Here is a 7706-nt window from a genome sequence, read left to right on the forward strand (position 1 = left end):
CAACAGCGTATCGATACCCGACACACCGCTCGCGCCGATGCGCGGACGAACGACCCAGTAGCGCGTGTTCTTCGTAGCGAACGCGGCCGCGTCTTTTTCCAGGTCGATGACCACGGTAATGTGCGTGCGATCTTTCGACAGGCGCATGGTGGTGACCTTGCCGATCACCACGTTCTTGTACTTGACCTGCGTCTTGTTGGCTTCGATGCCTTCGGCGGTGAGGAAGGTCACCGTGATCTTCGGGCCGGCCGACGTGAAGTGGGTGACCAGCAGCGAGATACCGACCAGGGCGGCAATGATCGGCACCAGCCAGATCAGCGAGAAGCCGAGCTTCGACTTGCGCACCTCCGGCTGCGGCAGGTCGTCGTCCTGTGCCGGCGTATTTCCTTGGTTGGTGTCGCTCATTGCGATTTCCTGTTGTCCCAGATCAAACGGGGATCGAAGCTCATGGCCGAAAGCATCGTCAGTACGACGACTACGCCGAAATAGACCACGCCGGGCAAGGGCTCGACGCGGCTGAGAATCTGAAAGTGCACGAGGGCGGAAAGGATCGCCACGACGAACACATCGAGCATCGACCAGTAGCCGATCAGCTCGACGAAGCGGTACAGCCTCGCACGCTGCTTCGACACGAGGCCGCTCGAACGCTGCACGGACACCAGCAAGATGGTCATGATGATGAATTTGAGCATGGGTACGACAATGCTCGCCGTGAAGACAATGACCGCCAGGCCAGGCGAGCCGGCGCGCCACAGCTCGAAAATGCCGCTCAGGATGGTGTTGTCGTCTTTCGAGGAAAGACTCTGCGTGCGCATGATCGGAAACACATTGGCCGGTATGTAGAACATCGCCGCAGCCAGTAGCAGTGCCCAGGACCGCGCGATGCTGCCCTGCTTGCGCACGTGCAAGGCACTATGGCAACGCGGACAATGCGCGTGCGGATCGTCGCTGTAGGCGGTAACCAGGCGACATATGTGGCACGACATCATGCCCAGTTCCCGGGCGCGCGGAGGTGCGCTCATGCTTTCGCGTCCCTGGTGACGTCCCATAGGTGGCGGGTGTCGTGGCTCGAGAACACGGTGATCAGCACGGTCAGGAAGCCGAATGCCCAGATGCCCGGACCCGGCACCACGTCGAAATAGGTATGCGCCTTGACCACGGCGACCAGGGTGCCAAGCATGAAGACCTCGATCATGCTCCAGGGCTTGACCCTGACCAGGGCCGTCATGGCCTGGGCGAAGCCGGGGGCGCGGCGACCCTCGCGGGCGAACCAGAGCACCCAGCAGAAGATGACGAGCTGGCTGAGGGGGAAAAAGAACAGGGTCAGCGCCGTGAGCGCCGCGACCAGCTGCGCGCCGTCGTTCCACATGGCGATCACCGCACCCCAGAGGGTGGTGGTCTCGGCCATGCCGGAAAGCTTCAAGGTGACGATCGGCGACACGTTGGCGATCACGAAAACGATCAGGGCGGCAATGATCAGGGCGAACTGCCCATCCACACCGATCCACTGATGGCGCTCCAGCACGGCGCCGCAGACGGTGCAGTCGGCCACCTGCCCACGCGATAGCTTCCGCTTCTGGTAGACGGAGTCGCAGTGCTCGCAAATGATCAGGTTCTGGGCGTGGTGCATGCCGTCCCGGCGCTTCAAGGCCACGGTGGCCTGCCCGCCTATGATCGCAAATCCGCGTAAACGGCGCATGACGGGCGACGTAGGATCCGTCCTAAATCGGTGTACGGGCTTGATATGCTCCGCCTCTTCCCCGATTTATGGGGCATCGAATCAGCGTCCCAGGAGCCCCACGTGACCAGCGCCCAGACCCGTAGCGAGCATATCTTCGACGCGACCACGGCCGGCTTTGAGGAAGATGTCATCAAGGCCTCGCTGACGACCCCGGTCCTCGTCGACCTGTGGGCCGAGTGGTGCGGCCCCTGCAAGTCGCTCGGCCCGATCCTGGAGAAGCTCGCCGGGGAGTTCAACGGCGCCTTCCGCCTCGCAAAGATCGACGTGGACGCCGAGCAGGAGCTCGCCGCGATGTTCGGCGTGCGCAGCATCCCCACCGTGATCCTGATCAGCGGCGGCCAGGTGGTGGATGGGTTTGCCGGCGCCCTGCCCGAAGGCCAGATCCGCGAATTCCTGACCAAGCATGGCGTGCAGCCAGGCGAGGCGGCCAATGACGAGGATGCCGAGGCCGCAACACCGGAAACGGCCGAGGAAGCCATCAACCGTCTCCAGCAGGCCATCGCCGCCGAGCCGGAGCGTGCCGAGCTCAAGCTCGACCTCGCGCTCGCCCTGATGCGCGCTGGCAACGTGGCCTCGGCCCAGTCCGAGCTGGACGCCCTGCCCGCCAACCTCGCCACCGACGCGCGCGCCGTGCGCCTGCGCAGTCAGCTCGAGCTCGCCCGAGCCCTGGCCGGTGCGCCCTCGCTCCAGGAGCTGCAGGCGCGGGTGCAAGCAAGCGATACCGACTGGGAAGCACGCGACCTGCTCGGTGTGCGCCTGCTGATCGAAGGCGAGGCCGCGGCAGGTCTCGACCAGTTCCTGGACATCCTCAAGCGCCAGCGCGACTGGAACGAAGGCCAGGCGAAGAAGCGCCTGCTGGCGGCTTTCACCACGCTGGACGATGCGGCGCTGGTGAGCCAGTACCGTAGGAAGATGGCTTCGCTGGTCTTTTGAGGAATCGCCGCTGAAGCGGCTCCCACAAGAGCATCGCCGATTTGTCGGCGATGCCTTAGCGCCTTGCCTCACCGCCCCTTCTTGCGCCGCACGTAAAGCTGCTTCCGCACCGAAGCCACCAGTTCCCCGGATGCCGTCCGCACATCCGTATCGAACCACCGCAGGCACTTCTCGCCGTTTGCGGTAGCCGCGCGAAGCTCATCGAGCACACCGTCCTCGATACGGAATTCCGCGAACACGTCCTCACGCCCCGGCGCAACGAAACGGATCTCGCCCGCCTGGTCCCAGACGATGTAGTCGTCGCCCAGGCTCTTCAGCGTCATGATCATCCAGAACGGATCGGTCATCGAGAACAGGCTGCCGCCAAAATGCGTGCGCACGTAATTGCGGTTGTACCAGGCCAGCTTCAGCCTGACGCGCGCCTGCCGGTAATCGTCATCCAGCCGCAGCACGCGGACGCCCGCGAACAGGAACGGGGGCCACCAGTTGAGGACGCGCCGCAGGGTGCTTGCTTTCATGTCGGAGGTTTCGGGATCGGGGAGCCAGCCATCCTAGTCGCGCCGCGCCGACGAACGTAGACCCCCGTTTTAAACGAGGGGTGACCAATGGCAGGGGGCCGCCCCGTTCCACGCGCCTACCATCGATCGCACTCACTCGCCGCCGGAATCCGAGCCATGCGCCTTACGCTCCGCCGTGCCAMCCTGCCCGCCGCCCTCGCCGTGGCGATGGCCTTCTCAGGCTCCTCCGCCGTCGCCCAGGATCTTCCTGCTCCCGTCGACCAGCCCTACCAGGGCACCCTCGGCCTGACGGTGGACCTGACCGACGCGCCGAAAAACATCTATCACGTGCACGAGACCATCCCGGTGGCGTCCGGTCCCCTCACGCTGTTCTACCCGAAGTGGATCCCCGGCGAGCACTCACCCACCGGCCCGATCCAGAACGTGGCCGGCGTGGCGATCACCGCGAACGGCAAGCCGCTGGCCTGGCGTCGCGACCTGAAGGAAATGTACGCGCTGCACGTGGATGTACCGGCCGGCGTGGACAAACTCGACATTGCCTTCGAGTTCCTCGCACCGCGTGAAGCGGGTGGCTTTTCGTCCAGCCCTTCCTCCACGCCGAACTTCGTCGCGCTCGAATTCAATCAGGTGGCGTTCTATCCGGCGGGGTACTACACCAGTCGCATCATGATCCAGCCGACGGTGAAGCTGCCGGCGGGCTGGAAGTTCGCCAGCTCACTGGAGACGGACACACCCGACAGCGCGACGCCGAGCTTCAAGGCCGTCAGCTTCGAGAATCTCGTCGACTCCCCGCTGATTGCCGGTCGTCATTTCAATCGCGTGGATCTTTCGCCAGGCGCCCAGCCCGCCGTGCACCTGAACATCGTCGGTGACAGTGCCGCGAGCGTCAAAGCCACCGACAAGCAGATTGCCGGCCAGCGTGCGCTGATCGTCCAGGCCAACAAGCTCTTCGGCGCGCATCACTACAGCCACTATGACTTCCTGCTGATCAACTCCGATCACACACAGCACTTCGGCCTCGAGCACCACCAGTCGAGCGACGATCGCCTGTTCGCCAATTTCCTCACCGACAACGACGTCAATCTCGCCGCCGGTACGCTGCTTCCCCACGAGTACGTGCATTCGTGGAACGGCAAGTTCCGCCGGCCCGCCGACCTCTGGACGCCGACCTTCACTGAAACGATGCAGGACGACCTGCTCTGGGTTTACGAAGGCCTGACCGACTACTGGTGCGGCGTGCTCGCGGCGCGCTCCGGCATCTGGACCACCGAGCAGTGGCGCGATTCGCTCGCCAGCATCTCAGCCGGCATGTCCAATCGCACGGGCCGCTCGTGGCGTTCGCTGCAGGACACCGCCGACGCGGCACCCCTGACCTATGCGGGAGCCGGCGGYTGGTCCAACTATCGTCGCGGAACGGACTTCTATCCCGAAGGCCAGTTGCTCTGGCTCGATGTGGACACGAAGATCCGTGATCTATCGGGCGGCAAGCATTCGCTCGATGACTTCGCGCGCGCGTTCTACGGCATGGACAACGGTAACTACGCGACGAAGACCTATACCTTCGACGACGTTGTCAGCACGCTCAACGGCGTGCAGGCCTATGACTGGGCGAGCTTCCTTCGCCAGCGACTCGATGCCACCGGCAATACGCTGCCCGAGCATGGCATCGAAAACGGTGGTTGGAAGGTCGTCTACGACGACAAGCCGAGCGGCTTCGACAAGACGGCGGAGACGCTGCGCAAGTCGACCAACTTCGCCTATTCGCTCGGCGTGCAGGTATCCGACAAGGGCGTGATCCAGGACGTGCAATGGGACGGGACCGCGGCAAAAGCCGGACTCGTGCCGGGCCTGACCATCGTCGCCGTCAACGGCAAGGACTTCTCCGGCCAGACACTAAAGGATGCGGTCACCGATGCGAAGTCGACCACCACACCGATCGAGTTCCTGGTCAAGAACATCGACGAGTACAGCACGGTGAAGGTCGATTACCACGGCGGCCTGAAGTATCCGCACCTGGTCCGCGGCGATGGCAAGGATCTGATCGGCGTGATTGCCACGCCGCGCAAGTAGCGCGGCACGAAAGGTGGCGCGGCAGAGGCCGCGCCACCTGGTCGGTCAGGTGTTCTCGCGATTGGTTTCGAACAGGAACCACACGCGGCGTTCGCCCTGGTCGATCCAGTTCTCGATGAGGCTGGCCGTAGCGACATCGGAATACTCGTCGCACAACGCATGCGTTTCGCGCAGGAATCCGACCAGGCGCTGGTTGTCTTCGCGCAGCTCGGCGAGCATGTCCTGTGGCGTCACGAAGTCAGCGTCGTTGTCGGACAGGCGCTGCAGGCGCGCGATGTGCCCGATCGAACGCAGCGTGGTCCCACCGATCTTGCGCACGCGCTCGGCGAGATCGTCGGTCATGCTGAAAATCTGCTCACCCTGCTCATCGAGCAGCAGATGCAGGTCGCGGAAACGCGGGCCCGACATGTGCCAATGGAAATTCTTGGTCTTCAGGTAAAGCGCGAACGTGTCCGCGAGCAGGGCGTTGAGTTCGGCCGAGATGTCGCGGGTGGCGTCTGCACCGAGGCCGGTGGGCGTGTGCAGATCGGCTTTGCGCTTGGCTTTGGTCGCTTCAGGATTCTTCATTGCTGCGCTCCACGGTGGGCCCCTGAGTATGCGCCGGCCTTTGTTACGCGGATTGAAGATTTTGTACCCGGCGCTCAGGCCAAGGGCAGTGTCACCACCACACGCAACCCCGGCCCGGACTCCGCATCCAGCAACTGGATGTCCGCGCCGTGCAGTTCGGCGGCACGCTGGACGATGGAGAGGCCCAGGCCGAAGCCTTCGCCCTGGGTATCCAGTCCGCGTTGGAAACGGGTGAACATGGAGGCGCGGCGCTCCGGCGGAATGCCCGGACCATCGTCGACGACCTCGATGACGGCCTCGTCATCGTTATGACTGATGGAAAGCTCGACATGGCCGCCCGCCGGCACGTGCCTGAATGCGTTCTCCAGCAGGTTACGCAGCAAGGCGCCGAGCGCGACACCGTAGCCCTCGATGACAAGCTCCGCGGGCAGTTCGCGGATACTCAGCTCGACCCCACCACGACCGATCAGTGGCGTAAGTTCCTCGATGACTTCCAGCGCCAGTTCGCCGAGGTCGACCCGGCTGCGTGGACCCGATGCCGCGCCGACCTCCAGGCGCGCCAGCGCAAGCAACTGCTCGGTGCGACGCGCCAGCGACATCAGGCACTCGCGCGCCGCGACCAGGGCTGCCTCGGCCTCGTGTGGCTGGGCGGAATTCATGGCGTTCTCGAGATTGATCATGGTCGAGGCCAGGGGCGTACGCAGCTCGTGGGCCACATCGGCGCTGAAACGGCGTTCCCGCTCGAGCGCATTTTCCAGACGACCGATCTGGCCGTTGAGCGCGTCCAGCACGGGTTTCAGCTCGTTCGGCGCGTGCTCGAGACGGATTGGCTCCCGGCTACCCGGCTCGCGGCGCGACAGCGCGCGAGCCAGTGTCTCCAAAGGCTGGAGACCGCGGCGAATCGCCCAGCCGACGAGGAGCGCGAGAAGAGGCAAGCCCAGGAGGGTCGGCAGGCCGTGCTCGATCCAGAGTGCGCGAGTGATTTCGTGGCGGCTGTCGTAGCGCTCACCCGAGCGAATGGTGATGCCCTCGTCTTCCATGATCAGGGTGAAGACACGCCAGGTGTACCTGCCGCTCTTGACGTCCTCGAAGGCGCCGTCTGCGGCAGGCGTATTCGGTAGACGGGCGAGGTTCTCGGTGGCGAGCAGCAGCGCGCCGTCGCGATCGAACACCTCGAAACCGACCTCCGATTCGTAGGTGCGACCCTGCACGATGAGCTCCTGCGGATGATCGGACACGCTCGACACCAACAGACGGGCGGCGCGCTGGTTGCGTAGTTGGTCCACGCCAATGCGACGGACGAGGACCTCGAGCGTACGTGCGGACTGGGCAAGACGGCCGTCCGAGAGTTCGTCCACTTCTTCCAGGGTACGTTGGGCGCTGAGCACGCCCAAGGGCAGGAGCACCGCCGCGAGCACGATGATGATCAGGACCAGGAGGTGCGAGCGCAGGCTGCCTGGCTTCACCTGGGCTCCCGCGGCACCATGTAGCCGAAACCGCGCACGGTCTGGATGGCATCGTGGCTGAGCTTGCGGCGCAGGGCGTGCACGAGCACCTCGAGCGCACTGGAACTCATCGCCGCCTCGGGCCCATACAGCGATGCCTCCAGGGCCTCGCGCCGGACGATACGACCGGCGCGTTCCATCAGCGCCTGCAGCAACGCGAACTCGCGCCGGGTCAGGTCGACCTTGTCGCCGTGCCAGATGACTTCCCAGGTACCCAGGTCCAGGCTCAGCGCGCCGGCGTCCAGGCGGTTGACCGAATCGCCGCGTACGCGTCGGGCCAGCGAGCGAATGCGCGCGGCCAGTTCGTCCAGGTGGAAAGGCTTGACCAGGTAATCGTCGGCCCCGGCGTCCAGCACGCGGATGCGCGCATCC

General features: G+C 64.6%; 9 protein-coding genes. 2 read left to right on the forward strand and 7 right to left on the reverse strand.

Translation table 11 applies throughout. The features are described 5' to 3' along the window. The 3 genes from AC1DSN_RS15215 to AC1DSN_RS15225 all read right to left on the reverse strand — a co-directional run. Positions 1-405, reverse strand: a 405-nt coding sequence (locus tag AC1DSN_RS15215; RefSeq protein WP_477331456.1) for an MlaD family protein, incomplete at its 3' end; no start/stop codon positions are given. After that, positions 402-1022 (reverse strand): paraquat-inducible protein A, encoded by a 621-nt coding sequence (locus AC1DSN_RS15220; RefSeq protein WP_063573560.1) that lies wholly within the window; start codon positions 1020-1022, stop codon positions 402-404. The genes AC1DSN_RS15215 and AC1DSN_RS15220, both read right to left, overlap by 4 nt. Beyond that, on the reverse strand, positions 1019-1699 hold the full coding sequence (locus AC1DSN_RS15225) for a paraquat-inducible protein A (protein ID WP_477331458.1): 681 nt from the start codon (positions 1697-1699) through the stop codon (positions 1019-1021). The genes AC1DSN_RS15220 and AC1DSN_RS15225 overlap by 4 nt, the downstream gene beginning before the upstream one ends. Before the next feature lie 102 nt (positions 1700-1801). On the opposite strand from AC1DSN_RS15225, the gene trxA reads away from it, so the two are divergent. Then, a complete protein-coding gene (trxA, locus tag AC1DSN_RS15230; protein WP_063574197.1) occupies positions 1802-2674 on the forward strand; it encodes a thioredoxin in 873 nt (290 codons plus the stop codon). Positions 2675-2742: 68 nt separating this feature from the next. On the opposite strand, the gene AC1DSN_RS15235 is transcribed toward trxA, so the two are convergent. Next, positions 2743-3192: a DUF4442 domain-containing protein gene (locus AC1DSN_RS15235; protein WP_213947749.1), complete on the reverse strand. Its 450-nt coding sequence runs from the start codon at positions 3190-3192 to the stop codon at positions 2743-2745. 156 nt (positions 3193-3348) lie between these two features. Between AC1DSN_RS15235 and AC1DSN_RS15240 the strand changes: the two genes are divergently transcribed. Beyond that, entirely contained in the window at positions 3349-5262 is a 1914-nt protein-coding gene (locus AC1DSN_RS15240) for a M61 family metallopeptidase (RefSeq protein WP_477331460.1), read from the forward strand. 45 nt (positions 5263-5307) lie between these two features. Here AC1DSN_RS15240 and AC1DSN_RS15245 read toward each other — a convergent pair whose 3' ends face one another. The 3 genes from AC1DSN_RS15245 to AC1DSN_RS15255 form a co-directional block, all read right to left on the reverse strand. After that, positions 5308-5829, reverse strand: a complete 522-nt coding sequence (locus AC1DSN_RS15245) for a Dps family protein (RefSeq protein ID WP_213947748.1) — start codon at positions 5827-5829, stop codon at positions 5308-5310. A 74-nt stretch (positions 5830-5903) separates the two neighbouring features. Beyond that, on the reverse strand, positions 5904-7295 hold the full coding sequence (locus AC1DSN_RS15250; protein WP_477296040.1) for a sensor histidine kinase: 1392 nt from the start codon (positions 7293-7295) through the stop codon (positions 5904-5906). Beyond that, positions 7292-7706 (reverse strand): winged helix-turn-helix domain-containing protein (locus AC1DSN_RS15255; protein ID WP_477331462.1); only part of this gene is annotated, 415 nt, incomplete at its 5' end. The genes AC1DSN_RS15250 and AC1DSN_RS15255, both read right to left, overlap by 4 nt.

Source organism: Luteibacter sp. P4_D7_3, assembly GCF_056401735.1.

Coding starts and splice junctions, on each gene's coding strand:
- AC1DSN_RS15220 (WP_063573560.1), bottom strand. CDS start 1,022: ATGAGCGCACCTCCGCGCGCCCGGGAACTGGGCATGATGTCGTGCCAC.
- AC1DSN_RS15225 (WP_477331458.1), bottom strand. CDS start 1,699: ATGCGCCGTTTACGCGGATTTGCGATCATAGGCGGGCAGGCCACCGTG.
- AC1DSN_RS15235 (WP_213947749.1), bottom strand. CDS start 3,192: ATGAAAGCAAGCACCCTGCGGCGCGTCCTCAACTGGTGGCCCCCGTTC.
- AC1DSN_RS15245 (WP_213947748.1), bottom strand. CDS start 5,829: ATGAAGAATCCTGAAGCGACCAAAGCCAAGCGCAAAGCCGATCTGCAC.